21 protein-coding genes and 2 pseudogenes are annotated in these 26,046 nt (G+C 45.9%); 4 read left to right on the top strand and 19 right to left on the bottom strand.

Annotation, left to right across the window (positions count from 1 at the left end; all coding sequences use genetic code 11):
• The first annotated feature begins 148 nt into the window (after nt 1–148).
• The gene (locus tag OC538_RS07800; protein WP_251693670.1) at nt 149–544 is read left to right on the top strand and encodes a VOC family protein; all 396 of its coding nucleotides are present in this window, start codon (nt 149–151) and stop codon (nt 542–544) included.
• A gap of 425 nt (nt 545–969) precedes the next feature.
• Here OC538_RS07800 and OC538_RS07805 read toward each other — a convergent pair whose 3' ends face one another.
• From OC538_RS07805 to OC538_RS07855, 11 genes are all read right to left on the bottom strand, one after another.
• Complete coding sequence (locus tag OC538_RS07805) at nt 970–2,313, bottom strand: M20/M25/M40 family metallo-hydrolase (RefSeq protein ID WP_262174133.1); 1,344 nt, start codon at nt 2,311–2,313, stop codon at nt 970–972.
• Between the two features lie 3 nt (nt 2,314–2,316).
• Nucleotides 2,317–3,579, bottom strand: a complete 1,263-nt coding sequence (locus OC538_RS07810) for a M20/M25/M40 family metallo-hydrolase (protein ID WP_262174136.1) — start codon at nt 3,577–3,579, stop codon at nt 2,317–2,319.
• Entirely contained in the window at nt 3,576–5,384 is a 1,809-nt protein-coding gene (locus OC538_RS07815; protein ID WP_262174139.1) for a S9 family peptidase, read from the bottom strand. Before OC538_RS07815 ends, OC538_RS07810 begins: the two co-directional genes overlap by 4 nt.
• 12 nt (nt 5,385–5,396) lie before the next feature.
• Complete coding sequence (locus tag OC538_RS07820; protein WP_251693666.1) at nt 5,397–6,386, bottom strand: ABC transporter ATP-binding protein; 990 nt, start codon at nt 6,384–6,386, stop codon at nt 5,397–5,399.
• A complete protein-coding gene (locus OC538_RS07825) occupies nt 6,373–7,392 on the bottom strand; it encodes an ABC transporter ATP-binding protein (protein WP_251693665.1) in 1,020 nt (339 codons plus the stop codon). Before OC538_RS07825 ends, OC538_RS07820 begins: the two co-directional genes overlap by 14 nt.
• A gap of 33 nt (nt 7,393–7,425) precedes the next feature.
• Nucleotides 7,426–8,331 (bottom strand): ABC transporter permease, encoded by a 906-nt coding sequence (locus OC538_RS07830; protein ID WP_251693664.1) that lies wholly within the window; start codon nt 8,329–8,331, stop codon nt 7,426–7,428.
• 16 nt (nt 8,332–8,347) lie between these two features.
• Nucleotides 8,348–9,298 (bottom strand): ABC transporter permease, encoded by a 951-nt coding sequence (locus OC538_RS07835; RefSeq protein WP_262174146.1) that lies wholly within the window; start codon nt 9,296–9,298, stop codon nt 8,348–8,350.
• Between the two features lie 73 nt (nt 9,299–9,371).
• Nucleotides 9,372–10,991 carry an ABC transporter substrate-binding protein gene (locus OC538_RS07840; RefSeq protein ID WP_262174149.1) on the bottom strand — a complete coding sequence of 540 codons (1,620 nt, stop codon included), beginning with the start codon at nt 10,989–10,991 and terminating at the stop codon, nt 9,372–9,374.
• Nucleotides 10,988–12,289, bottom strand: a complete 1,302-nt coding sequence (locus OC538_RS07845; protein WP_262175208.1) for a CapA family protein — start codon at nt 12,287–12,289, stop codon at nt 10,988–10,990. Before OC538_RS07845 ends, OC538_RS07840 begins: the two co-directional genes overlap by 4 nt.
• A 259-nt stretch (nt 12,290–12,548) precedes the next feature.
• On the bottom strand, nt 12,549–13,847 hold the full coding sequence (locus tag OC538_RS07850) for a hypothetical protein (protein WP_262174152.1): 1,299 nt from the start codon (nt 13,845–13,847) through the stop codon (nt 12,549–12,551).
• 247 nt (nt 13,848–14,094) lie between these two features.
• On the bottom strand, nt 14,095–14,811 hold the full coding sequence (locus tag OC538_RS07855; RefSeq protein ID WP_262174154.1) for a DUF6904 family protein: 717 nt from the start codon (nt 14,809–14,811) through the stop codon (nt 14,095–14,097).
• 125 nt (nt 14,812–14,936) lie between these two features.
• Here OC538_RS07855 and OC538_RS17960 point away from each other — a divergent pair.
• The 3 genes and pseudogenes from OC538_RS17960 to OC538_RS07860 form a co-directional block, all read left to right on the top strand.
• A pseudogene (locus tag OC538_RS17960) lies at nt 14,937–15,209 on the top strand (hypothetical protein); the annotation flags it as partial.
• Nucleotides 15,204–15,392, top strand: a pseudogene (locus tag OC538_RS17965) (S-layer homology domain-containing protein); the annotation flags it as partial. The pseudogenes OC538_RS17960 and OC538_RS17965, both read left to right, overlap by 6 nt.
• Nucleotides 15,369–16,568 carry an NlpC/P60 family protein gene (locus OC538_RS07860; RefSeq protein ID WP_410055869.1) on the top strand — a complete coding sequence of 400 codons (1,200 nt, stop codon included), beginning with the start codon at nt 15,369–15,371 and terminating at the stop codon, nt 16,566–16,568. The pseudogene OC538_RS17965 and the gene OC538_RS07860, both read left to right, overlap by 24 nt.
• A gap of 233 nt (nt 16,569–16,801) precedes the next feature.
• On the opposite strand, the gene OC538_RS07865 is transcribed toward OC538_RS07860, so the two are convergent.
• From OC538_RS07865 to OC538_RS07900, 8 genes are all read right to left on the bottom strand, one after another.
• Nucleotides 16,802–17,749 (bottom strand): 2-hydroxyacid dehydrogenase, encoded by a 948-nt coding sequence (locus OC538_RS07865; protein WP_262175212.1) that lies wholly within the window; start codon nt 17,747–17,749, stop codon nt 16,802–16,804.
• Nucleotides 17,750–17,820: 71 nt separating this feature from the next.
• Entirely contained in the window at nt 17,821–18,507 is a 687-nt protein-coding gene (locus tag OC538_RS07870; RefSeq protein ID WP_262174159.1) for a FadR/GntR family transcriptional regulator, read from the bottom strand.
• A gap of 116 nt (nt 18,508–18,623) precedes the next feature.
• Entirely contained in the window at nt 18,624–19,910 is a 1,287-nt protein-coding gene (locus OC538_RS07875) for an MFS transporter (RefSeq protein ID WP_262175215.1), read from the bottom strand.
• Nucleotides 19,911–20,130: 220 nt separating this feature from the next.
• On the bottom strand, nt 20,131–21,678 hold the full coding sequence (gene garD / locus OC538_RS07880; protein ID WP_410055853.1) for a galactarate dehydratase: 1,548 nt from the start codon (nt 21,676–21,678) through the stop codon (nt 20,131–20,133).
• Nucleotides 21,679–22,695 (bottom strand): mannonate dehydratase, encoded by a 1,017-nt coding sequence (locus OC538_RS07885; RefSeq protein ID WP_251693657.1) that lies wholly within the window; start codon nt 22,693–22,695, stop codon nt 21,679–21,681. It lies immediately after the preceding gene.
• Between the two features lie 99 nt (nt 22,696–22,794).
• Nucleotides 22,795–23,784 (bottom strand): tripartite tricarboxylate transporter substrate binding protein, encoded by a 990-nt coding sequence (locus tag OC538_RS07890; protein ID WP_262174161.1) that lies wholly within the window; start codon nt 23,782–23,784, stop codon nt 22,795–22,797.
• A 34-nt stretch (nt 23,785–23,818) separates the two neighbouring features.
• On the bottom strand, nt 23,819–25,339 hold the full coding sequence (locus OC538_RS07895; RefSeq protein WP_251693655.1) for a tripartite tricarboxylate transporter permease: 1,521 nt from the start codon (nt 25,337–25,339) through the stop codon (nt 23,819–23,821).
• A 12-nt stretch (nt 25,340–25,351) separates the two neighbouring features.
• The gene (locus OC538_RS07900) at nt 25,352–25,846 is read right to left on the bottom strand and encodes a tripartite tricarboxylate transporter TctB family protein (RefSeq protein ID WP_262174165.1); all 495 of its coding nucleotides are present in this window, start codon (nt 25,844–25,846) and stop codon (nt 25,352–25,354) included.
• Nucleotides 25,847–26,046: the final 200 nt, after the last annotated feature.

Consider the following 26,046-nt stretch of genomic DNA (forward strand, 5'->3'; position numbering starts at 1 on the left):
CGTATTCAATCGATAACTTTGTTCATTCAATAGATAATACTAATCATTCCCTAATCTACAGCTCATTTACACAGCCTAGAATGCAGTGGTATAATTAATTGAACAAACATAAATATTCAAAAATAAAACACGAAAACAGGAGGAAGTCATGGGAAGATTAGTTCATTTCGAAATTCATGTAGATGACATGGAGCGGGCAACGAAGTTTTATGGGGAGGTATTTGGTTGGTCATTCCAAGATTGGACTGATTTTGCGGGGATGCCTTACTTCGGAGCAGTGACGGGTGATGATAGCGAACCTGGAATCAATGGTGCTTTAATGCAGCGTCAAAGTGCTCCGCCAGAAGTGGGACAAGCTATGAATGGATTTGCTTGCACAATGGGTGTGGAGAATTACGATGCAACCGAAGAGAAAATACTGGCAAATGGCGGCACTGTGGCCATGCCTAAATACGCCCTGCCCGGCATGGCGTGGCAAGGATATTATATCGACACGGAAGGCAATGTGTTTGGAATTCATCAACCTGATGAGAATGCCAAGTAAAGTTTAGCGCAACGACAGGGCTATCACGGAAAGTCGGTATCGCCGATTTTCTGGACAGCCCTTTTTGTTGTTCTAGATTGACTTTTTGGAAAACCGATCCAGCAGCTCCTGCTCCCGTCGGATTCCTTACAGCTTTCCCCAAATCGTTTAAATGAATTCTGTTTCAAGTTGAATTCGCTACAAATCGGATGAAATCCTCTTTTTTAACCCACTAGTATATGAAACGAGTTTTCGTTTAACCTCGTGTTTCGGTACCTGTGCAAGGCACATTTATGACAATTCACCTAAAAGTATAAATACACAAGAAAAAGCCAGTCATTTCCCTGAATGACCGGCTTCCCAAGTTAACAATATACAATTGTAGTTAATAAACTGAATAGCGTGCTGCACAGGCACCACTTTGATGGCACCGCCTTGAAGCACCATCACTTCGCAAAATTACGCATGACCAGTGCCATAAATTTTATGCCTTCAAAATAGTCATCGACGTAAATGCTTTCATTTGGCGCATGATTTTTGGAGTTTGCATGACCTACTCCGAAGCCCGCGGAAGGGATGCCGAACTTCTGGCAAAATGTATACATCGGTCCGGTGCCTGCCTGGGAACGCAGCAATTGTGGTTCTTTTCCGTAAAACTCCCTTGCGCTGTGCTTGATTGTATCAACAAGAGGATCTTCAATGTCTGTCGTGGCGGCCCGGGTGCCTTTCAGTGGTACTACTTTAATGTCACCAAACTCATGTTTCCTCAAGTGAATCTGCAATAGCTCCAGAATTTCATCGGGATCCTGTTCTGAAACGAGACGGAAGTCCAGCTTTACTTTGGCAACAGAAGGGAGGACAGTTTTCGAGCCTTGTCCAGTGTACCCTGATTCGATTCCGCAAATCGTACATGTCGGCTGGAAGATCAATTTCTCTTTCAAATCAAACCCTGACAATCCATTGATATATTGGGATAAACCGAGTTGCTCGAGCTCTTCCTCTTCCTTGTACTCCATCCCTTCCGTCAACTTGCGCTCCGCTTCTGTCAAAGGAAGAACTTTATCATAGAAGCCATCAATCAGGATTTCATCTTTTTCATTCTTCAATGAGGCAAGCGCCCAAACTAATCGCCAAGCAGGATTTTCAACAATTGCTGCCCTTCCGGAATGCAGGTCGGTATTGGCGCCCATTGCATGCAGCTCAACATAGAGCATGCCTTTACAGCCAAGACTTACTTGCAGATTCCCTTCCACGTCTTTGAAGCCATTTTCCCATATATTCGCATCCGCACGTATCATATCAATATATTTGTCAGCAAATGCTTCCAAATTTGGACTGCCGATTTCTTCCTCACCTTCCACGATGAACTTCAAGTTCACAGGCAAGTCCCCATATACTTGCTTGTATGCGTGAACGGCGCAAATTCTCGCCATAAGTGTTCCCTTATTGTCCGCAACACCTCTTGCAAAGAGTTTCCCGTCTCTAATTTCAGGTGAAAAGGGAGGACTTTCCCATAAATCGATCGGATCTTCCGGTTGAACATCATAATGATTATACAGAGATAATGTTCTCTCACTCCCAGACTTCAATTCCCCAAATACAATCGGATTCCCATCCGTTACAATCACTTTCACGTCCGCATGCAAATCCTCCAAGTGCTTCTTCACCAGCATGACCGTTTCAACGATTCCGCGGTTTTGAGCAGCAACACTGGGCATCTTGCAAATCTCCATTAACCATTCAAGGTACATATCCTTATTGTCGTCAATGAATTGATACACTTTTTCCATGAGTTAACCTCTTGCAATTTCCGCTTGGCGTTTTGCAAGCAATGGTTCAATCGTTTTACCGCAACCAAGAAGACCCAAAACTGTCAGCAGGATTTTCTGCGCACCGACAAAAGCATCTGTTGGATCGAAGTATTCGTTCAGTGTGTGGAATCCTCCCGCGTCTCCTCCGCCCCCTAGCGTAACGGCCGGAATCCCGAGATTGATTGGCACATTCGAGTCCGTACTCGATGCATTTTCCAAAACCGGTTCAAATCCGAGTTCACTTGCTGCCGCCATCGATGTTTGTACAATGTCTGCCTCATGGCTTTGGCTGCCCGCCGGTCGATTTCCAACCAATTCGATGTCGACCGTCACTTCGCCCGGCTTCCCTCTGAATGAATTCTCATCAGACGCAGCCTGCTGTATTATTTCAAGCACCTTCGACTCAAGTTTCGCCAACTCTTCCTCTGAATTGGAACGTAGATCAATGATCATCTTGCCCGACTCCGATATCGTGTTAACCGAAGTTCCGCCACTAATGACACCGACATTATACGTCGTCTTCGGGTCGGTAGGCGTCTCAAGGACGGAAATTCCCGCAATCGCTCTTCCAAGCGCGTGAATTGGATTCGCCGTCCCAAAACTGCCGAAACTATGTCCCCCTGGCCCCTTATACGTTACAGCATACCGTTTACTGCCCGTTCCCAAATAGGTGATCCTCTCAGGCGACCCAGGTTCGACGGAAATGAATCCATCGATATCATCACGTGTTTCAAATAGATGCTTCACCCCACGTAAATCTCCGAGCCCTTCCTCCCCGACTGTCGCTCCGACGATCAAATCGCCTTTCATCTCGACACCCGCATGATTCAGCGCCCGAAGAATCGTTAGGACAACTGCCAATCCACGACCATCATCCGCAATTCCCGGTGCATAAACCTTTCCGTCAATCCACTTTGCTTGAACATCGGTACCTGCAGGAAAAACGGTATCGAGATGCGCGCAAAGTACGAGCGATGGTCCGTTCCCGGTTCCTTTTCGAACACCGAACACATTCCCCACTTCATCCACCTGGATATCCTGAATACCCAATTGCTGAAGTTTTTCCTTATATGCCTTCCCTCGAACCCATTCATCGAATGTCGGGGATTCAATTCCGGTTAGCTCAATTTGCTCATTCGTCGTCGCGTCATTATCCGACTTCAAAAACGCGAGTGCTTTTTTCACTCTTTCATCATTTGCAAGCGCTTTGACTGTCTCAACGACTTCCGGCTTCAATGCATTCATAGTGACAAGTCCCCCACTTTCGAAGTATTTAGATGATGATCAAAAAACTCAACTGTCTTCGTATGCAACGCAATATGATTCTCAATCTTCTCTGTCTGATGGCCCTCATCTTCGAAGATAACCAATTCGACTTCCCGCTCTACTGTCTTTAAATCGGCAACAAGCTGCTCCGCTTCGCTCACCGGCACACGCGTATCATTTCTGCCGTGGAAAACGAGCAATGGCGCTGTAATTTTATGTGTTAGATTCATAGGAGCAGTTTCATCGAAGTACTCGCTGTATTGCTCAAGGGAACCATATTCACACTCACGCAAATACCTGCGCCACTCCCCCGTATTCGTCAAGAAGGTCTTCAAATTGGACATCCCGACGATATCGACGCCGGCAGCCCATAGATCCGGATAGTGCGTCAATGCTGACAACACCATGAACCCGCCATAGCTTCTGCCCATAATGCCGATCCTGTCAGGGTCAACAGTATGGGATGCAGCTAGATCTTTTGCCAAACTTGCCAAGTCCGCCACTGCGTCCATCCTTTTATCCGCGTCATCCAGCTTCAAATAGTTCCTGCCATACCCATTGCTCCCCCGGATATTCGGGACTGCTACCGCGAAACCTTTGTAAACAAGATATTGCAAAACAGGATTGTACTCCGCTTTCGACTGTCCTTCAGGTCCCCCATGAACGTAAATGACAGCAGGCTTCTGTCCTTCCTTATCTTTGTTATAAAAGAAATAAGGAATCTCCAAGCCATCAAAAGATTGATAGGTGTGCAGTTCGGGTTCTATCCAATACTTGCCGACGGACTTCGATTGACCTATGAATGTCAATCGCTCCACTTTTTTCGAAGTCAAATCATATTTCCAAATATCTCCCGGATTCGTTGGGGTTTTCAGTGTAAATAAAAATGATTTATTCGATAACCATAATAGTGATCCGATCACACCTTCCGGAAGCGGATCAATTAATTCACAATTCTGCTGGCCTGGGTAATAAACACCTAATCTCGTAATACCGCCTTCATTCAATGTAAAAGAGAGCGCTTCTCCATCCGGCGAAAGTGCAATCTCTTCCATATCCCATTTCTCCCAATGGAGAAGCTTTTCAAGGCTGCCAGGATTCCCTACTGAAAACCTGCATAAATGCAGCGTATCCTCATTTACATCCGTAAGGACGAACCCTTCGTCATTCCTTGTAATCGGGGATAATATACGGGCAGCTGCCCCATCCGGACCTAGAAGCACCTTTTCCTTCGTTCGGATATTGACGATGTAAACGGAACTGTCTATATTCGTTTCCTTGATGCTAATAAAAATCGATTCGTCGTCCAGCCAACCGAGCGGAACACAATTTTTTTCACATGTAAAGATCTGCTCAACCTCTTTCGTATCCACATCGATAACGAACACATCAAAATAACCGGGATGACGACGGTTGCTGGAATAGGATAAATACCGGCCGTCCTTTGACCAGCCACCGACATAATGGAAATGGTCGGTTGATTCCATAAGAACTTCGGGATTGTTTCCGGTCGCTTCAACGATATACAGTTGCTGTTTTTCATTCCCCTTGCTGTCAACCCCCAGGACTGTCCGGTCTCCGGCGGGTGAATGATGAACACTCAGAACGCGGTCATGCATGTCTATGAATTGGAACGGTACACCGTTCGCATCGAGCTTCCACACTTGAGGGATACCTGTCAGTTTCGAAAGGAAAGTGAATGTTCCTGTCCCCGGTATAACCTTCGCTTCGTATGCAGAGTTCACTGTTAAAAAATCCAGTAATAGTTTCTCTTCATCAGTCATCAATGGCCCTCCTTAGTCATATAAATGGCAAGCGACAAAATGATCCTGCCCAACTTCCTTATTGAGGGGTTGAACCGTTTTACACTTATCCATTACGAACGGACAGCGAGTGTGAAATACGCAACCCGACGGCGGATTCAGCGGGGACGGAATTTCGCCTTTTAGCGTAATCCGTTCTCGTTTAATGCGTGGATTAGGCAGCGGCACCGCGGATAAAAGAGCTTGCGTATATGGATGCAATGGCTTTTCGATAAGTTTATCCGTCGGCGCAGTCTCCACCATTTTCCCTAAGTACATGACGCCGATCCGATCTGAGATATGTCGAACGACACTTATATCGTGTGCAATGAACAAATAGGTTAAGTTGAATTCCTTTTGCATTCTCTGCAATAGATTTACGATTTGGGATTGAATAGATACATCCAATGCGGAAACCGGTTCATCACAAATGATTAATTTCGGATTAGCGATCAATGCACGCGCCAACCCGATACGTTGCCGTTGCCCGCCTGAGAATTCGTGTGGGAAACGGTAGAAGTGGTCAAGCTGCAGGCCGACTTTCTGCATAATATCCATTACACGTTCCGTATGGTCTTTCCGCTGTCCGAGTTTATGGACGATCAACGGCTCTTGGAGTGTACTCCCAATCCGTTTACGCGGATTTAACGAAGAATACGGATCCTGGAACACCATTTGGATTTCTTCACGTGTCTTCCTAAGCTGTTTACCGGATTGTCCGAAGATGTCCACGTTCCGATATACCGCCTTTCCCTCGGTCGGCTCGGTCAACCGCATGATCGTCCTTCCCGTTGTACTTTTCCCGCAGCCCGATTCACCGACAAGCCCAAACGTTTCCCCTTCATATAACGTAAAACTTACATCATCCACCGCTTTCACATACTGTTGGGTTCCCCCGAACATCCCTAGACCTTTCACCGGAAAGTATTTTTTCAACCCTTGTACTTCAAGCAGCACTTTCTTTTCGGTTTCAGCTTGTAACATACACTGGCGCCTCCTCTTGCTCCGCTATTTTCTCCGCATGCCAGCATCGTACTTTCTGACCTTCTCCTATCACCCTTAGATCAGGCATTTTCGTTTGGCAAAGTTCATCGGCAAATTGGCATCTCTCCGCGAATCGGCAACCGACCGGTACATTTTCGAGGGACGGCACTGTTCCTGAAATGACATGTAATTCCTCTTTCCTGTCGCCATCCATATGCGGTATCGATTTTATAAGACCTTTCGTATAGGGGTGCATCGGGTTTTCAAATAAATTCAGGATGTCCGCCTCTTCGACGATTTGACCCAAGTACATAACTACGACCCGATCACAAAGGCCTGCGACAACCCCTAAATCATGCGTGATGAAGATAACCCCCATATCAAAGCGCTTATTAATATCTTCGATCAGGTCCAAAATCTGAGATTGAATAGTGACATCCAATGCAGTTGTCGGTTCGTCCGCAATGAGCAGTCTCGGTTTGCATGCTAGCGACATAGCGATCATGACACGCTGCCTCATTCCGCCGGATAATTGGTGAGGATAATCATGCACCCGTTTTTCAGGGGATGGAATGCCTGTCAGCTTTAACATTTCAATTGCCTGCGCAAACGCAGCCTCTTTTGTAATTTTTTCATGCAGCATAAGAGCTTCAGCGATTTGAAAACCGATTGTCAAGACTGGATTCAATGAACTAAGCGGGTCTTGAAAGATCATGGAAATTTCATTGCCGCGAGCATGTCTCATTTCGGATTTGGATAACTTCAATAAATCTATATCACCTTTGAAAAAGACTTCGCCTTCATATTTCACTAAGTATTTTTCGTCAAATAGCCGAAGAATGGACTGGGATGTCACACTTTTCCCGCATCCCGACTCCCCTACAATCCCTAATATTTCACCTTTATCAACATGAAAGGAGACATCATCGACCGCGGTCACTCTGCCGTTTTCCGTATTAAAGTGCGTCTTCAGATTTTTCACTTCCAGTAATTTTTCCCGACTCATTCTAGCACCCTCCTTTTTCACCTACATCCAGTGTCATTTGCTTGTATGAGGATCGATATAATCACGAATGCCATCACCCAATAAATTCAAGCCGAAAACCGACAGCACAATTAGAATCCCTGGGAAAACAGTCATCCACCAAGCATTGAAAATGAACACTTTCCCGTCATGCAAAATATTGCCCCAGCTTGGATCCGGGGCCGGTATCCCCGCTCCAAGGAAACTCAATGCCGCTTCGGTAATAATGGCATCTGCAAAAATGAAAGAAGCCTGGACGATCAATGGAGCAACTGTATTCGGCGCGATATGCAACACGATGATCCGCCACGTTTTTGCCCCTTGTGCACGAATTGCTTCTATATACGTTTCTTCGCGGATAACAATTGCTGCTGAACGGACGACACGAGCGACGTTCGGTACGAATACAATCGTCAATGCGAGGATGACGTTTTCCATTTTAGGGCCAAGAGCCGCCACCAAAGCGATTGCAAGCAAAACTCCTGGAATTGCCATCAAACCGTCGCATATTCTCATCAAAACGTTATCGAGCGCTTTGAAATAGCTTGCCAGCAAACCGATCAGCATTCCAAAGAAACAAGCGAGAAGAGCGACTGACAAACCGACGCTAAGAGACACGCGTGCACCATACGCCATTCGGGTGAGCAAATCCCGTCCAAAGTTGTCAGTACCAAGAAAATGTTGGGCACCAGGAGCCATTAATCGATCCGTCACAACCATTTCGTACGGGTCGTACGGAACAAATATCGGACCGAAAACCGCCAGCAATGTCAATAACACCATTATGATTCCGCCAAACAGAATGCCCCGATTGCGTATCAGTCTTCGAAACAGAAGTTTTTTCTGATGGCGTTTTAATCGTTTCTTCGCAAGAATGAATTCATCTTTCAACAGTTTGTCTTGTTCCTGAGCTACATGCACATGAGTCCCTCCCCCATCATTTCTTGTTCAATCTGACCCGCGGATCAATGACACCATATAGTAAGTCGACGATTAGATTGATTAGCACATAGGTGCATGTGACGAATAGAACTACGCCTTGAATAACCGCATAATCTCTTCGTTCAACTGAATTGATGATCAATTGTCCGATTCCAGGGATGTTGAAAATCGTTTCCGTCACGACAGCCCCTGCAATCAGCGAGCCGAATGTCTGTCCGATGACTGTGAGGATGGGTAGAAACGCATTTCGCAACGTATGGCGCGTAATGATCAAATATTCGTGGACCCCTTTTGAACGGGCTGTCTTTATGTAATTCATGTTCAAAACTTCAAGCAAGCTTGAACGGGTCATTCTTGCAATAAGCGCCGCATGCATGGAACCCAGTGCAATGGATGGCAAAATCAGATATTTGATATGTCCAAGAAACCCATCGGTAATAGGCTGATAGCCGGCTACAGGAAGCCAGCGCAGCTTGACGCCGAAAAGCAGAATCAGAAACAAACCAAGCAGAAAACTTGGAACGCTCATTCCAATCAATGAAATTCCCATAACAGTTCTGTCTGTATTCGTTCCTCTACGTGTAGCCGCCAAAATACCGATAGGAATGGAAATAAGCAGCGAGATGGTTCCTGCAATGATGGCCACTGAAATGGTTGGAGCTAAATGGCTTACAATTGCATCCGTTACAGGTTGTCGCATGAAATAAGAAGTGCCTAAATCCCCTTGGAGGGCATTTCCAATCCAATGAAAATACTGTGTCACAATGGGGAGATCCAGTCCCATATCTGCGCGCAGAGCTTGAATCTGTTCTTCTGTCGCTTCTTCACCCAGCACCAATGAAGCTGGATCGCCCGGTGTTAAATGGATGATCATGAAAATGACGATTGAAACGATGAACAGGACCGGAACGAGCGATAGCAACCGTTTGAGAAAATACATCTTCATAAGCAGTTCCTCCTTTTCATTTCAGATAAGAGATCGGCCCTTATTCATAAGGGCCGACTTTTTCCTTTATCAATTATTTAGTCTTCTTCACTTCCCAGAGGAGAGCTGTATTAAATATCTTCAAATCCTCCAACTTATCTGTTGCCGATATAACAGAAGCATAATGACCGAACTGCGTGTGGGGAACGTAATCATTCAACATATAGGATTGCAGATCGCTCCATTGTTCCTTCGCTTCTTCCTTTGTTGCAGCTACACGGATTTCATCCAATGCGGTCGAAATCTTTTCATCATTTGTCCATCCCGGCCAATCCGGATTGACAGCGAGTAATTGCGATGGCGTAGTTACATAACTGATTCCCGCAACCATCAAATCCCAGTTTTCAGGATTATTCCGCTTATCCAGCAATGTTGGCCAGTCATAGATTTCAAGTTTTGCATTGACACCCATTTTTGAAAGTTGTTCTTTCAACACGACCGCTGAATTGTAATGGTGATCATAATCCCCAGTCGCGTAAAGGATAACTTCTTCGTTGTTATAGCCGGCTTCCTTCAATAATTGCTTCGCCTTTTCAACATCGCCCAAGTTATAGACCTCTTTGCCCGCATCCGTTGCCCAGTCGGCATTTTCCGGACTCATGAAGTTCGGGCTCAACTTGAATAATTTCTCATTTCCAACTGCCGCAAGCATGACGGAATGTGAGTCAATACCGGCATTGATCGCTTTGCGAAGGTCCGGATTTGTCATGATCCCTGATTTTTTATTGTAAACAAGACTGATTGCCCCTTTGTCAAATGGCGAAAACGTTTGCAAGTTGCTTGTATTCACTAATTGCTCATAGCTGTCGAATGGCATATTTAGCGCAATATCGTATTCCCCCGTTTGGACTCCCGCCATTCTAGTCGATGAATCCGTTACAATATGGAATTCCACATCATCGACGTAAACTGTCTTGCTGCCAACCAATCCGTCCGGCTCACCTTCAGCAGGCGAGTAGTCATCGAATTTTGTCAAATGAATGAAACGGTCTTGCTTCCAATCAGTGAATTTGAATGGACCCGTACCGATATACTCGGAGACACCGTCAGCGCCTGCAGATGCAAGTACTTCAGCAGGCATGATAGCCGGAAACTGCCCTCTTCCTGCCATGACGTCAAGCACATCTGTAACAGCGTTCTCCAGTTTTAACACAACCGTATAGTCATCCTCTTTTTCAAACGTCGAACCGGCCAGTAATAGCTTGGCCCTTGACGACTTTTCCACCCATCTGTTCATGGAAGCAACAACGTCATCCGCGGTCATTTCCTTACCGTTATGGAATTTTATTCCTTCCCGTAATTTGAAGGTATATGTTAGGCCGTCATCACTTTTTTCAACAGTTTCTGCAAGCACCGGCTCAGCCTGCTGCTTGCTATTTTGGGCTACAAGAGTTTCGTAGATGTTCAGCGAAACATCGATCGCATCAGAAGATGTTGTCAAATGGACATCCAATGTCGGCGGCTGGGCACTCATAGCAACTTTCAACGTACCGCCATATTCCGCCTCAGCAGAACCCTCGCCTTCCTTTGGCTCATCCTTACTGCAACCAACAAGTGCAAAAACAACTAGTGCAACAATCAAAAGGACAAACTTCTTCATCATTCCATTCCTCCCATTTTCACTTTTATAGGAAAGCGCTTTCACGTTATTCATACATACACCCCTTTCTTCAACAGTACCTTTCCAACCCCCTCCTCTATGTGAATCTCAGTGCCGTATGGTGCCGATAATTCTGCCAGTCGGTCCAATACACCAGTATTTTCACTAAGAACTGGCCATCCGCGCTCAAACCTTTTCTTTCCAAACCCAAGTTCCAACGGATGCAGATGCAATTCTGTCAGCTCCCCATCCTTCATCTTCCAAATCGGTAAGACGGACTCCCATATTTTCGGATTAACGCCCAAGCCGATCGAGTTGTCTTTGCTTCTGACATCCAAAGCATCAGCAACAGTATTCGTATGTGAGAGATCATAGGACTGATAAAAATCGGATGGCAGGTGGGTTACGGTATCATTTTGGAAAATGAAGTTTCCTAGACTATAAAAAATAGGTCTATTCTTATAAACTTCGATGCCACGTACTAGATGAGGACCATGGCCGACAACTGCATGCGCCCCTTCGTCAATGCATGCCCTCGCAAAGGTTTCCAAGAACTGTGCAGGTTGTTCTTTATCATCCGCCAGCATTTCATGTGCATGGATGCTGACAAGTACATAGTTCGCTTGCCTTTTCGCTTCACGAATCGCCTGTAAAATTCGGTTCATATCGTTCGGAATTGGCGATGTCGTCTTCCCCTCTTGTTCCTCTTCTTTGAACAGATGCCCGCCAAATTCGAATAAACCATCTTTCCGTTCAACCTTGAACCCCTCTTTAATGCTCATATCCCGAACTGCGTTAATCTTTGTTGAACTAGCAATTTTTTTTAAGTGTGCGAGCTGCTCCTGCGTAACATGATAAATAGTTTGATAGCGAAGAGGATTGATGCCTGGCCTCCCGATCATATCGGGCCGTTGGTCACCAGCCACCCAAGACTCGTGGAATGTCGACGTAGCTGCAATCATAGCTACACGTCCAGCTTCCGTCTCCAAATACCTCGGTTCACTTGCACTTGCAAGGTTCATTCCAGCTCCGCCATGAACAAACTCATACGTATCTAAATTCCGTTCGGTTGCCTTCAAACCATCTATGGAGTAATCCAACGTATGGTTATTCACCCAACCGACCAAGTTAAAACCGTAATCTTTAATGTCTTGCAAGGCAGCCGGCTTAGTTTTCGCCCAAGTCCCTCCGCTCACTGCCCCAGGGATTCCTTCACCGTCATGAACAGTAATTTCCAAATTGGTGAAACAGACATCCGCTTTTTTCAGCAAACCGGATAACTCCAGAAAGCTTTTATCCTTACCCGGCAACCGCCTCGTAATGAATGTGTCTCCAGTTGCTGTAAAGATCATCTCTCCCACTTTTCATCCCTCCAATTAACATCGCCGTAAGTCGCCTTCTCCTTTACTAGTAAACGCCCCAGTTTCAATTCAAATTACGTCAATTAAGGAATTGTCCCTTATTGTTCCGTTAATAGTATTAAAAATAGAATAGTTTGTCAATAGTATTTTTTCTAGTTTTTCAATAAAATAAAAAAATACTAACTTCAGTGGTGTCAAAAATACTGACACTACGCCTAAGTTAGTATGCTAATTGAATAGAAGAATCTATTTATTTTTCTATAAAAAGTAATTTATATACTTTACGGGGCCTGCCTTTTTGACCGGATTGTTCTTCTCCGGAAATTTCAGCCATGCCAGCACTCTCCAATTCAGTGAGGATCCTTCTGGCATTCCTCTCCGTGCTGTTCATCCAGACGGCTAATTCTTTTGCAGTGACATGCGTTTTCTTATAATGCAGCGAAAGCGATAGAATCCGATTGACAGTAGCAGGACTAATATTTGCTTGCGCCATTTTTTCACTCCATTTTGCATTGTAGTTACGGTTGTCATATGAAATGGAATTCTGTTGATCTTCAAATTCAGTAATCCGTTTAGTCTCATCAACAATGATGATGCATTGACGTTGCTTCACTCTTGCATATTGTGTTGCCAACCTTGCATTCTGCTCGGCTTCGAGTGCAGTTATACCATACCCGAGACCAATCCGGATCGTGAATTTACTATGCACGTCCGCCTCCATGATCAAATCAAATAACGATTCCTTTTCCAGCTGAAATTCCACTTCACCGCGTGTTGTATAGATGAAATAGCGGCCATCACCTATTTCAACGTATGAGCCATTAATTTTCTCTGCATAGTTGAGGAGCAGTCTTTTCAGTTCCAATTCTTTGTGCTTCATTTTATACGTAAATTGGCTATCCAAATCAGATTCGGATATTTCAATCCCTAAAATCGCGATTTGAGCTTTCCGGTACCATTGTGTCACCCCGCGCTGTTTCAAATACTGGATAATCAAACGGATTGCCATCATATCAGGTGTGACGCGATAACAAGGTATACCGCTCTTGCGCAGCGAATTATACACATTGTTTATGCACGTTACAGCTACATCCACTTTGCCTTGCTCATATAGTTTCGTATGGAATTCTATAAGCTCGGAATTCGGTACATAACCGGTATAGGACAAGGAATGGATAGTGATCGAACGTAAGGAAGTCTCCATCAGTTCTTCTGTCGACTGAATGGTATCCAAACTAATATTTTTAAATATCTTTTTCTCCTGCAACTGTGCTTCAAGTAACGTTTTATATACACTATTGCTATTTTTAGGTACGAAACTTCCTTCTTCACTATGAATAAGATTGTGATGCAATGCAAAATTATAAGGAGCCTGCCCCGAAAAAAACCACTGATCCACGAACTGTTTATTTTGCGGAATTATCGTCTCGATGTCTTCCATTTTTTCATAAGGAAAAATCATAAGTGTAATCTCGTCAAACTCTTTCACTGCCTTCTCAACAATCTCAATCGAGTCACGGGGTCCAATAGCACCCAATCGAATCTTCAAATTCCACCAACCCCCAAAATAATTCCCACTTTCATGCTAGTGTACCATTTACATATATTGCATGAAAAGAATTGTTCAGGAATTGTGTCGGTGCCTGTGCAAGGCACATTTATGACAATTCACCTAAAAGTATGAAAATACAAAGAAAAGTCAACCAATGCGTGTATGGTTGACTTTCAACTTCGGGAATATGCAATTGTAGTTAATAAACTGAATAGTGTGGTGCACAGGCACCAACAAACTTTGCTTACCACTGAATGGTTTCGGGATACTCGCCAGCGTATTCAACAGCACTTGAAGTCACCCCATTTTGTTTTGCCATCTTCTCGATTTCGCGCTTGATTTTAATGTATTTAGCGTCCATGTTAGCTACTCGTTTGGCTGCAATACTCACATTGGCCAGTCGCTTTTCTTTATCCATTTTCAAAAATTCGATATTAAGATAATCAATATATTGGGTAAGGAAGTTTTCGTAGTAGCCGACAAAATTAGGCGTCAAGGATCCCTTCAATAGTCGAAATTTGCTATCACCTACCGTATTCTCGAGACAATCGCCAATCACTGACTGAAATTGACGGATGCGAGCTGGAGTTGAATCCCAGAAATGTTTTCTGTGCTTCGCCGATAATTCAATGAAATCATTCAAGACAAACCCAATAAACAACAATTCCGGCCAAAGTATTTGGATACGAATGTACACATTATTCCCCGATTCGATTGGAGATGTCAGCATTTTCTCCGGATCGAGACCATTTGGCACAAGAATTATATCCCTTTGCCCCACCACTGCCTGCTCCAGTTCACTACAGAGAATTAAGATCCGAAGCCGAATCTGCTCATATCCAGGATACTCTCCTTCTTCTCCAACAACCGAATATATCGCTTCATGCAACGAAACAAAGTCTTTTTTATCGCCGAAAAGATGAACTCCCGCGTAATTTGACGTATTTTCCAACCAGATCATCTGCAATTCTCTCCTTGTTGTCTAGGTAATAATATCCATAATAACACTTCAAGGAAAATAGTTCCATAAAACTATTCAAGTGATAACTGAATAACTAATGTATCGCACAAGGCACCCAAATTGAGATGAAACTCTTTCCTATTACTGACTTAGTGAAAATTTTCATATGGTACTATTATCATATTACGAGAGAAGGAGGTTATGTTTTGAAAAAAACGATAGTTGGCCTATTTATTGCGGTTTATTTTTTGTTCGCAAGTGTTTCTGTTCATGCTGCTGCTCCTACATATTCAGATGTCCCCCTTACTCATTCCGCAAGCAAGGAAATCGAATATCTCGTAAGTAATGGGATCCTAACAGAAGGCCCATCATTCGGTGTCAATGAAACAATTTTGCGCATCGAAGCTGCTGAAATGATTGTAAAGGCGTTAGGGCTGGAGACGGAAGGGTTACCCGATGTCGACTTCATTGATGTAAGCCCTTCGGATGAATATTATGCAATCATCCAGGCGGCAGCATCCTCGGGATTCATGACTGGAAATGCAAATCAGGAGTTCATGCCCCATGGTCAGTTGAGTCGGGCGGAAGCCGCTTCCATTTTGGTTTCCGCTTTCAGTTTGGAGGGCAAGTCACAAACGCTATTCCGCGATGTCCCTGCATCCTATTGGGCGAGCGATGCAATCGGAATTCTAGTAGAAAATGAAATTACATTCGGTTATTCAGATGGACTGTTCAAACCGACAGCTTCATTGACAAAAGGACATTTCAGTACCTTTTTAGCAAGAATCCTTAACCCGGAATTCAGACAGCGTCCTGCCTGCTATTCTACGGAAAACAAAAAGTCATACGCTATAAATGTACCGGTGACGAACGTATGGCATACCCCTGGCAAGACCCGCCCTATTGACGAGATATCTATCCAAGCAAAACCGGATATGAAAAAATGGTCATCCCAATTGACGATATCCCAAAAGCTCTGGCTCATAGGAAAAACGGATACACAAGCGTTATACGGGGATCCTGTCGAAATTATAAAATCTAGCGGGAACTGGCATTATATCGCAATAAAGAATCAAGCGAAAACCGGACATAAGAACGGCTATCAAGGTTGGGTCCCAAAATCGCATGTTGCCGCCTCCACTATCAACGATACGAAATGCCCAATTGCAATTGTTGATGCAAAAATCGCCACACTCTACAATGTGGCGAAATGGGATGACAAACAGAAATGGTTGGATGTGAGTTACACGACAATCCTGCCAGTCGTGGCGGAACACGGTCAGTTTCTGGAAGTTCTAACGGTGGAAGGCGACACGAAATTCATGTTGAAACGCGACGCCAAAGTATACGCGAATTACACCTCTATTCCAAAACCGACGGCCAAAGACATCATTGACAGTGCCAAACAGTATTTGGGACTCCCATATGTATGGGCCGGGACTTCCGCATATGGCTTTGACTGCTCCGGCATTATCTATTCCGTCTATAAAAACCACGGCATACTTATTCCGCGGGATTCCTTCGTCCAAGCGACTCATGGAAAAGCGGTTAGCCGCAGTCAGCTGCAGCCAGGAGATCTAATGTTTTTCGCACATAATGGCGGTAAGGGAGCTGTATATCACGTATCGATATACATTGGCGAAGGCAAGATGATCCATGCCCCGAACTCTTCTCGCAGCATCGAAATCATTTCAATCGACACGCCAGTATATAAGAAGAATCATTCCGGTTCGCGCAGATATCTGTCATCTAATTGATCGAATATCTAAAAATCCGTCCATAAATTGTGGACGGATTTTTCACATGCGTTGGCGCTTTGTTCCGAAATTGTTTCGGTGCCTGTGCATGGCGCATTTATGACAATTCAACAAAATACATGAATATACAAAAGAAAGCTTGACGGCATATATCCTGAAAAGCTTTCCATTTCAACAATATACAATTGTAGTTAATAAACTGAATAGTGTGCTGCACAGGCACCTCAATTCTTTTAATTAATCAACGAAGGCGGCCTGTCGCCAACCAATCCTGCAATCATATTACGGATAGCCAGTTCCTCCATTTTGAATCTTGTTTCGGCTGTGGCTGATCCGATATGAGGAAGCGTCACGAGGTTCGGCAAGATCAAGAAGGGATGACCTTCCCCGATTGGTTCAATTTCGTACACATCCAACCCAGCGGCCCATATTTCACGGCTTTCCAATGCAGCCGCCAGCGCTGATTCATCCACCAATGCACCTCTCGAACCATTGATGAAAATGGCAGTCTCTTTCATCAGTCCAAACTCTCTTCGTCCCATTAAATGAATCGTGTCCTTTGTCTGCGGCGCCATCAGGCAGACAACATCCGCTTGCCTTAGCAATTCATCCATTTCCAAATAGACCGCATCTAGCAAGTTCTCCGCTTCCAAATTCCTCTTACGATTGTGATAGAGAATATCCATCCCAAAGCCGAAGCGTGCCCGTTTAGCTATGGCTTGTCCGATTTTCCCCATTCCGATGATGCCAAGTGTTTTTCCGTGGATATCGACGCCGAACTGAGACGGTGCTAGCTTCCCTCTCCATTTTCCTTCTTTCACGTATCTGTCCAATTCCGGAATTCTTCTGGCAGTCGATAGCATCAGACCAAAAATGGCATCGGCAGTCGTTTCCGTAAGAACATCCGGTGTGTTGGTGGCAAGGATACCTCTCCTCGTCAGTTCTTCTACATCCAGATTGTCATACCCGGCAGAAATATTGGAAACGACTTTCAAGGAAGGTACCTGATCCAGAAAAGCCGCGTCAATCTTCAATCCCGTTCCGATTAACCCGGTTGCTGCAGGAAGTTCGTGAGTAAAGGTAGAACTTCCGGGGCTGGACACGACAACATTGAACCGCTCTTTAAGTTTATGAATTCCCTCTTCAGAAACCGGGCTATAGACAATCACTTTCTCCTCTATTAGAATCACCCCTCTATAAATATAAAAACAGGACAGGAAAAACGTACTTCCAATCCTGTTCTTCAAATGAATTACAGATCCTCTTGCCCATTAAGAATCTTATCACGCACATACTTCAAGTGATCATACATCTTTCGATACGCCTCAATCGAATCCCGCTTTTTCAATGCTTCATAAATCGCGGTATGATACTGGATCGTCAGCTCCGGCTCTCGGTATTTAATGAGGGAATCGGTCTTTTCGTGTGCAATGAGCAGGGACTCGATCATCCCTTCGACAATTGGATTCTTTGCGCTATAGGCAATGATCCGATGGAATTGTTTGTCGTACTTCCCGTAGTCTTCATCATTGCGACGGATGTTTTCAATCGTTTCAGCCAGTTCCTCGAGCTCTTCGTCCGTAATCTTCTCGGCTGCTATCGTCACAAGTCCGAGTTCCAGCGTCATCCTTGCTTCGATAACGGCTGGGAGGTTGTTGATATAAATCGCAAGCATCGCCCTAAATGGACCACTTCCGATCTTTTCACTGATGAATGTGCCTTCACGCGGCTTCCGATGAATAACTTCCAGTGTCTCCAATGAACTGAGCGCTTCGCGGACGACAGGTCGGCTTACGTCCAATTGTTCCATTAGCAGCACCTCGGACGGAAGCTTGTCGCCGGGCTTTAACTTTCCGCTGATCAGAAGAGATACAATCTGATCCATCACCTGCTGAGCAAGGCTATTTCTTTTTACAGAATCAACTTGATAGAGTTGCAATACTAGTCACCTTCTTTCATCTATAGTCCGACAAAACGACAAAGTAGTTGTAAATCTATTATATTCTCTTCAGGAAATAAACGGAAGCCGGATTGAGCCCGGCCGACTTACCGCCTTCAAAACGCTTCCCCATGATCCATAGGAATTTGTTTAATTTCCCCTACAAAGAATGCATAACAGAGGATGGCTAACACTGCGTGAATTCCGACATACAGCAGGGCCAGTTCAAACGATCCTGTCCACTGTACGAGGAATCCGATGACGACCGGCGTGATGATGCCGGCCGAATTACCGAACATATTAAAGAGTCCACCGTTCAGGCCGGCATTCGTCCGGTTGGATGTTTCCGCAACAATTGCCCACCCCATGCCTCCAAATCCCCGCCCGAAAAAGGCGAATGACATGATGACGACCAGCAAGACAATCGATTCGGCTAATTCTGCGAAGATGATGGACATAGAGCACAACATGCCAACGATGATGGGAGCTTTTCTTGCCTTCGACAGCGCTATCCCTCTCGCTACCAGATCATCCGAAAAGCGGCCGCCCCAAAGCTGACCAAAAAAGGCAGCCATGGCTGGAATCGTCGACACTAGACCCACTTCCAGTACAGACAGGCCTTTCTCGGTGACAAGATAGACCGGAAACCAGGTCATGAAGAAATATGTAATCGCCGTTACACAATATTGTCCAATGTAAATACCGAGAGTCATCCTGTTCGTCAGCAACATCACGATAGGTCGCTGTTTCCACGGAAGTTTCCGAGGCTTCTTTCCCTTCTCACAACGTTTGAGTTCTACTTCCGTTCTCACCTTCCCATCCACTTCTTCGGAGGGATTTCTGTAAAAATTCATCCATAGAGCCGCACAAACCGCACCGACTATTCCAAAGAAGAAAAAGACATACGTCCAGCCAAAGCTATGGGCTATCCAACCGATCACCGGACCGAAAAGAACGATGGCGAAGTATTGCGCTGCACTGAATATCGATGCGGCTCTTCCCCGTTCCGAAGGCGGGAACCATTCCCCGACAATCCGCGCATTGGCAGGGAAAATCGGGGCCGATATCAATCCACATAGAATTCGTAGGATAAAAAGACTGATCAAGGCGACGACCGGTGAAAGGAATCCCGTCACACCTTGCAGAGCGATGACGGTCATCCAAGCAATAATCACCGTTCCATAGACCTTCCCTGACCCGAATCGGTCCAGAATGAGCCCGCCCGGGACCTGTCCAAGGACGTATGCCCATCCGAAGGCTGAAAACAGGAAGCCCATCGCTACGTCACCAATCCCAAGATCAGATGCGATGGGGGCACCCGCGATGGAAAGGACGGATCGTTCCGAGAAACTGACGGCTGAAAAGAAGAATAGCATCAACAGGATTCCGTGACGGGTCTGCATCCTGCGACTTTTCCGTATGGCAATAAAAGCACCCACTCCATGACTTCCTTCCATCCCCCAAACGCTATGTTCCGGTTATTTGCCGAAAGAAGAGCCAGGCACCCGCCCGGCTCTTCCGTCTCATCATTTTACAAAAGCAGTCCTGATTGACGTGAAGAACACACTCGCTTTATCTCCAATACTTAGGTCAGTCAGGACACCACCACTTGCTCTGTTTTTCTCATGTAATGGGAGCCGGGTTGAACAGGACCAAATCGTTCCGGATCCCCCAATGGTCGGCCCACGTCTGACGGCGGCCGCTTGCAACATCGATGATCGCCTGGAAAATCTCTTCCCCGACCTCTTCAATGGTCGATTTCCCATCTGCGATTTTTCCAGCATCAACGTCAATCAAGTCACGCCACTGTTCAGCAAGCCCTGTCCGTGTGGAGACTTTGATCACCGGAGCCATTGATAAGTTATAAGGCGTGCCACGGCCGGTCGTGAATACTTCAAGATGCATACCCGATGCGAGCTGGAGTGTACCGCACACGAAATCCCCTGCCGGTGTCGCCGCAAAGTTCAATCCATTTTTCCGGACTTTCTCGCCCGGTGATAGAACGTCCACAATTGGCGCACTTCCGGATTTGACGATGGAACCGAGCGACTTTTCCACAATATTAGAAAGACCGCCCTTTTTATTTCCAGGGGTCGTATTAGCGCTTCGATCTGCAAGTCCCCTAGCCAAATAATCATCGTACCATTTCATCTCGCGAATCAACGCCTGCCCAACTTCTTCAGTGACAGCACGTTTCGCCAGTAGGTGGACACCATCCCTGACTTCCGTCACTTCTGAGAACATGACGGTCGCACCGGCCCGTACGAGCAGATCTGACGCATGTCCGACAGCTGGATTTGCGGTGACGCCGGATAGCGCATCGCTTCCGCCGCATTGCATGCCAACGGTCAACTTGGACAGTGGTGCCTCCACCCGCTCACGCTTGTTTAGACGCTCCAACCGCTCACGCGACATCTCCATGATGGTTGTGATCATTTCAGAGAACCCTGATCTATCCTGCAAGAAAAGGACATCGGATGCACTTTCACCCGCGTCAAGCCGATCAAGGGTCAATTTCTCGCAGCCAAGTCCGATGATCAGCAATTCCCCGCCGAAGTTTGGATGGTTTGCCAGGTTCCGGATAGTACGGATCGGAATTTCGGAGCCAAGCCCGTCAATTGCCACTCCGCAACCATAAGAGTGGTTAAGCGCCACAACGTCATCGACATTCGGGTAATTAGGAAGGAGTTCTTTTCTGATTTTCTCAACTGCGAAATCCAACACGCCCGTTACACACTGAACGCTTGTTGTAATTCCAAGAAGGTTTTTCGTTCCGAACGAACCATCCGGATTCGGATAGCCCATGAAAGTATAGACACCCTCCATCGGCGGAAGGGGCTCGGTATTCCCGCCAATTTGCAATTCCGAAAGTGCAGGTGGTTCCGGCATTTGAAGCATCGTCTCGCGAACCCAACTCCCTTTCGGAATCAATCGGTCTGCATAGCCGATCACCTCGCCATATCGATAGATCGCATCACCCTCCGCAAAATCTTCCAAGGCAATTTTATGCCCCTGCGGAATTCTTTCGGTAAGTTTCAATCCATCCTGGAGAACCGCCCCTGCTGGAAGCCCCCCGTCATTCGCAATGATGGCGACATTATCCAAGTCATTCATCTTAATCGAAAGCGGGGGAATCCTCACCGTATTCCCAGCCATCACATTTCCCTTCATTTAATGACCCTCGAATTCATTCAGTGCATTCAACAATGCCTTAATATAACCGACTGAATACGCAAAGCCGAGACTTGATGCCTTCCATCCGATATTCGAGTATTTCCAAGCTTCGTTCAGATCTGCGGTATCCCCGGCAAATGTCGGAACATGGTCCGGGTTCAGGCAGCCACTATACCCGACCTTACGCAGTTCAAGTAGAATCTTGAACATATTCAAATCCCCGTCATCTAATAGGGCTTCTTCGAATGCGCCCGCAGTCGGCAAACTGCCGCGGACATTCCGGAAGTGTACTAGGAAAATACGCTCTTTGCGGCCGAAATGGTTGATTTCATCCAAAACTAGGGAAGATCCACCCGCTTCAGCTCGGGTACCGATACAATAGACGAATCCCACATTCTTGTTTGGGAAATCATCAATGATCCGGTTCAGGCCGATGCCGCCAAAAGGAGAATCCGGATGAGGTGTATCGGACGGGTGCATTGCGACTTTCACGTCATAATCCTGTGCGAGCGGTACAATTTCCCGGTAGGCACGTTGGAAAGAGGCCCACCAGTTCTGCAGCTCTTCCTGACCGGGAGTTTCACTCTTCTCTTTCAACAGGCCGATGCTCTCGCCGCGTGCAATGGCGCCGCCGCGTTGAATTGCTTCATAGCTCAACCCGCGGCCCTCAAAGACATCTCCTTCGAATCGCTGCCGGACGATTTTAATCCCCGCTTCGCCAAAAACCCTTACAGCATTCAGCGAGTTTTCGAGTTCCGCAGCACTGCCCTCTTCATTCTCCATAAAACGTCTTGAAATATTCGGCAGTGTGACCCGGTTAATATCAAGCCCGAATGAACGTACACGCTTTTTCAATCTCAGCAGCTCATCGAGATCAGGGAAACCCTGTTCAGAGACTCCTTTGAACCCCTGTCCGTTGCCGAAATCAATATAATCAATTCCTAATTGCGCCATCTGTTGCAGGTCAAGATCAGTCAAATCCGCTGTATTGACAGTTACAGAAACATGCATCATTCTCGTCTCCTCCAGATTTCAACAATATTTGAAGCCCGGGGCCGATTCATGATCGACTGTACCCGGGCCTGTCCCACTTTTTCTTTATGATTCCAAGACTTACTGGCCTTCGGTCAACTTATAAAGTTCTTCATATTCCGCCTCGATTTCGGCGAGCTTCTTGCTTGCTTCCTCCGGGTTTAAATAAACCGGGCTGAGCCAGGACTTTTTGATTTCATTCTGATACGTTTCATTTTCAACGGCCTTGCTCATTGCTTCGGTAAAAGTAGCCACGACATCGTCAGGAGTATCTTTCGGGAATGCCCAAAGGAATACTTTATCCACAACAAGATCTATGCCTTGCTCTTTAAACGTCTTAATGTCCGGAGCATCTTCGAGTCGCTCTTCCGCCATTACGCCAAGTGGCACAAAATCACCGGATTCAAGATAGCCTTTCACCAGACCAAGGGATGTCGGGACGATGTCCACACGACCGCCGAGAAGTGCAGTGATTTTGTCGGAAGCGCCGCCGACGTCCACAATGTTGAATTCGACGCCTGTCTGCTCTTCAAATTGGAGAATTTGCATATAGGTCATCGAACCGACTTCCGTTGCGACACTCACCTTTTTCGGATTGGCTTTGGCATAGTCAACCAATTCATCAATCGTTTTGAACTCCGAGTTTTTGGAGACTAGGAACGTATTCGACTGATCCAGCACCCCTACACCCGCCACTTTCATATCGGAATAGGTATAATCCACAAGCCCATAGATTTTGTTAAGAATGATTGAATTATGGAAAGCAAGAACCGTGTAGCCGTCTGCTTTTGCATCATTCACTTTCTGGGTACCTGCTGTCCCGCCTGCTCCCGTGACGTTCGTAACGACTAGCGGCTTGCCAATTTCCTTTTCCATTGCTTTCGCCATAATCCGGGTGTTCAAGTCTGTGTCACCACCGGCCCCCGCTGGTACTACAATTTCAATCGGCTTCGTCGGGTAGTTTGATTTTGTATCCCCTGATGCTTTTTCCGAATCCGAGCACGCTGCCAATCCTGCCACGAGTGTAATCGCAGCAGTACCGATCATTAGTTTCTTAAAAATTCCCTTCATCTGTAAATCCCCCATTCCAATCTTATTTGGTCTTTCATTGTTCCCCTTCTAACAGGTTGAACGATTGGTCATTGTTGCTTCGTTTCTTCTTCCAGTTGCTATAAATTTTCAGTCCGATCGATCCTACTGTGATGATGAGGAATACAGCCGCAATCGGGGACGTCAAGAATGGCATAAAGTCACCTTGGGACATCATGAGTCCGCGGCGTAAATTCGTTTCAAGAAGCGGTCCGAGAATGAACCCCAAGACAAGCGGTGTCAACGGGAATCCAAACTTGACCATCAAGTATCCTAGTAGACCAAAGAAAAACAGTGCGCCAATGTCGAACACACGGCCATTCTCTCCATAAGCGCCGACAATACAGAGCCCAAGGATGACAGGCATAAGAATGTTCTGAGGAATACTGAGCATCTTCACAAACCCTCGCATCCCCAGGAAAAGGAACAGAATCATGAATAAGTTTGCGACCAACAATGCGGCAAAGATGGCGTAGACGATATCGCCATTATTCTGAATTAGCAACGGACCTGGTTGAAGTCCGTGAAGAACGAGCCCTCCGAGTAGAAGTGCCGTTACCGTATCACCAGGAATTCCAAGCGAGATAAGTGGAACGAGTGCGCCCCCGATCGCCGCGTTGTTCGACGATTCAGATGCAACTACACCGTCCGGAACCCCTGTACCGAATTTCTCAGGATTTTTTGAGGAATTCTTAGCAGCTGCATACGCGACAAGATTGGATGTTCCTCCCCCGATACCCGGCAGGATGCCAATTCCAAGCCCAATCAAGCTTGACCGAAGCCAGTTCCAACCTTGCGAAAGATACTCTTTCAACGTCACTTTGTAACTGATCTTTTTCATATCAACTTTCAAGTTATCCTTCACCGTCTTCTCGGCATTCGTCAGAATTTCCGAGATTGCGAATAACCCGATCAAAACTGGCAAGAGTGAGAATCCGGCATTCAAAGATGTTGCACCGAACGTGAAGCGCGGAAAGGCATCAATCGGCGCCGAACCGACCATCGCAAATCCGATTCCTAGCAGCCCGGCCATCACTCCCTTTGGCAATGAATCTCCAGACAAACTAGAGATGAGCGATAGGGCAAAGATAATAATTGCAAAGTATTCGAATGGACCGAATTGAAGGGCCACTTTGCCTAGCGGCGGAGCTATCAAGATCAGGACAAGAATACTTAACAGACCACCCATGAAAGAAGCAACAATCGCAAAGTTGAACGCTTTCCCCGCTTCCCCTTTACGCGCCATCGGATAGCCATCGAATGTCGTAGCGATTGATGATGGCGTTCCAGGAAGCTTCAGTAAAATCGCAGGAATCAATCCTCCGGAAACACCACCGATATAAAGGCCCATCAGAAGAGCCATTCCATCAATCGGATGCATTCCAAACGTGATTGGAAGACAGATGGCAATCGCCATCGTCGCCGTCAGACCTGGAATCGATCCGAATATCAAGCCAAGGATTACCCCTCCCATAATGAGCAAAATCCCTTTAATCGTAAGAATAGAAGCAAAACCGCTTACTAACATTTCAACCATTTTCCCACCCCCTTATAGAAGTCCAGATGGCAGCATTATGTAGAACACATTTCGGAATACATAATAGATGATCACGGATGAAACGATTGAGACAACCGCGAACAGCAACCACCGCCGCTCCAATTTTGATGAAAGAACCATCATCTGAATGAACATAAATACCGCAGTCGTGATAAGAAAACCGATGATAGGCATTACAACAACATAGAAAGCCATTAAGATAAACGACACAATCACCGGCTTGTAAGAAACTCCTTTGTCCACGGCTTCCGCATCTTCAGTCTTTATTGATGAATCAACTTTCTGAGCGGCTTTCACCTTCTTATATCCCTCGTAGATAACCGCAAGGCTCACTAGTGCGATCATGATTGAAATCACTTGCGGCATGAATGCTGGTCCAATCGCTGTAGCCGTCATCTTTTTAAAGCTCAGCGTTGCAGTAAACATGACACCGCTTACAAGAAGAAGTAAAAAACCCGACTGGACTTCCCTGTTTTTCAGAACCATCCCAATATCCCCACCCCTTTGAACATTCTGTTAAACTATTCTAATGGTATTACAATTATAATGTAGTGTCAATGACTATTAGTACATAAATTTAGATTATTCATTCTTGGGTCATTATGGAAAGTGGGGCGACAACAACAAAACAACCACCCTCCTCACAGTTTCCTGCGGGGTAGGTGGTTGTTCACATTACTCTCGAC

It is taken from the genome of Saccharococcus sp. Marseille-Q5394 (genome assembly GCF_946901335.1).
Taxonomy (GTDB): domain Bacteria; phylum Bacillota; class Bacilli; order Bacillales_A; family Planococcaceae; genus Sporosarcina; species Sporosarcina luteola_C.

Bases quoted from the DNA above. Each gene is read 5' to 3' on its own strand.
- OC538_RS07800 (WP_251693670.1), top strand. From the start codon at position 149: ATGGGAAGATTAGTTCATTTCGAAATTCATGTAGATGACATGGAGCGG.
- OC538_RS07805 (WP_262174133.1), bottom strand. From the start codon at position 2,313: ATGGAAAAAGTGTATCAATTCATTGACGACAATAAGGATATGTACCTT.
- OC538_RS07825 (WP_251693665.1), bottom strand. From the start codon at position 7,392: ATGAGTCGGGAAAAATTACTGGAAGTGAAAAATCTGAAGACGCACTTT.
- OC538_RS07855 (WP_262174154.1), bottom strand. From the start codon at position 14,811: ATGATCTGGTTGGAAAATACGTCAAATTACGCGGGAGTTCATCTTTTC.
- OC538_RS07890 (WP_262174161.1), bottom strand. From the start codon at position 23,784: ATGAAGGGAATTTTTAAGAAACTAATGATCGGTACTGCTGCGATTACA.
- OC538_RS07815 (WP_262174139.1), bottom strand. From the start codon at position 5,384: ATGACTGATGAAGAGAAACTATTACTGGATTTTTTAACAGTGAACTCT.
- OC538_RS07875 (WP_262175215.1), bottom strand. From the start codon at position 19,910: ATGCAGACCCGTCACGGAATCCTGTTGATGCTATTCTTCTTTTCAGCC.
- OC538_RS07820 (WP_251693666.1), bottom strand. From the start codon at position 6,386: ATGTTACAAGCTGAAACCGAAAAGAAAGTGCTGCTTGAAGTACAAGGG.
- OC538_RS07895 (WP_251693655.1), bottom strand. From the start codon at position 25,339: ATGGTTGAAATGTTAGTAAGCGGTTTTGCTTCTATTCTTACGATTAAA.
- garD (WP_410055853.1), bottom strand. From the start codon at position 21,678: ATGAAGGGAAATGTGATGGCTGGGAATACGGTGAGGATTCCCCCGCTT.
- OC538_RS07835 (WP_262174146.1), bottom strand. From the start codon at position 9,298: ATGAAGATGTATTTTCTCAAACGGTTGCTATCGCTCGTTCCGGTCCTG.
- OC538_RS07860 (WP_410055869.1), top strand. From the start codon at position 15,369: ATGCCCCATGGTCAGTTGAGTCGGGCGGAAGCCGCTTCCATTTTGGTT.
- OC538_RS07885 (WP_251693657.1), bottom strand. From the start codon at position 22,695: ATGATGCATGTTTCTGTAACTGTCAATACAGCGGATTTGACTGATCTT.
- OC538_RS07845 (WP_262175208.1), bottom strand. From the start codon at position 12,289: ATGATCTTTACAGCAACTGGAGACACATTCATTACGAGGCGGTTGCCG.
- OC538_RS07810 (WP_262174136.1), bottom strand. From the start codon at position 3,579: ATGAATGCATTGAAGCCGGAAGTCGTTGAGACAGTCAAAGCGCTTGCA.
- OC538_RS07900 (WP_262174165.1), bottom strand. From the start codon at position 25,846: ATGGTTCTGAAAAACAGGGAAGTCCAGTCGGGTTTTTTACTTCTTCTT.
- OC538_RS07840 (WP_262174149.1), bottom strand. From the start codon at position 10,991: ATGAATAACGTGAAAGCGCTTTCCTATAAAAGTGAAAATGGGAGGAAT.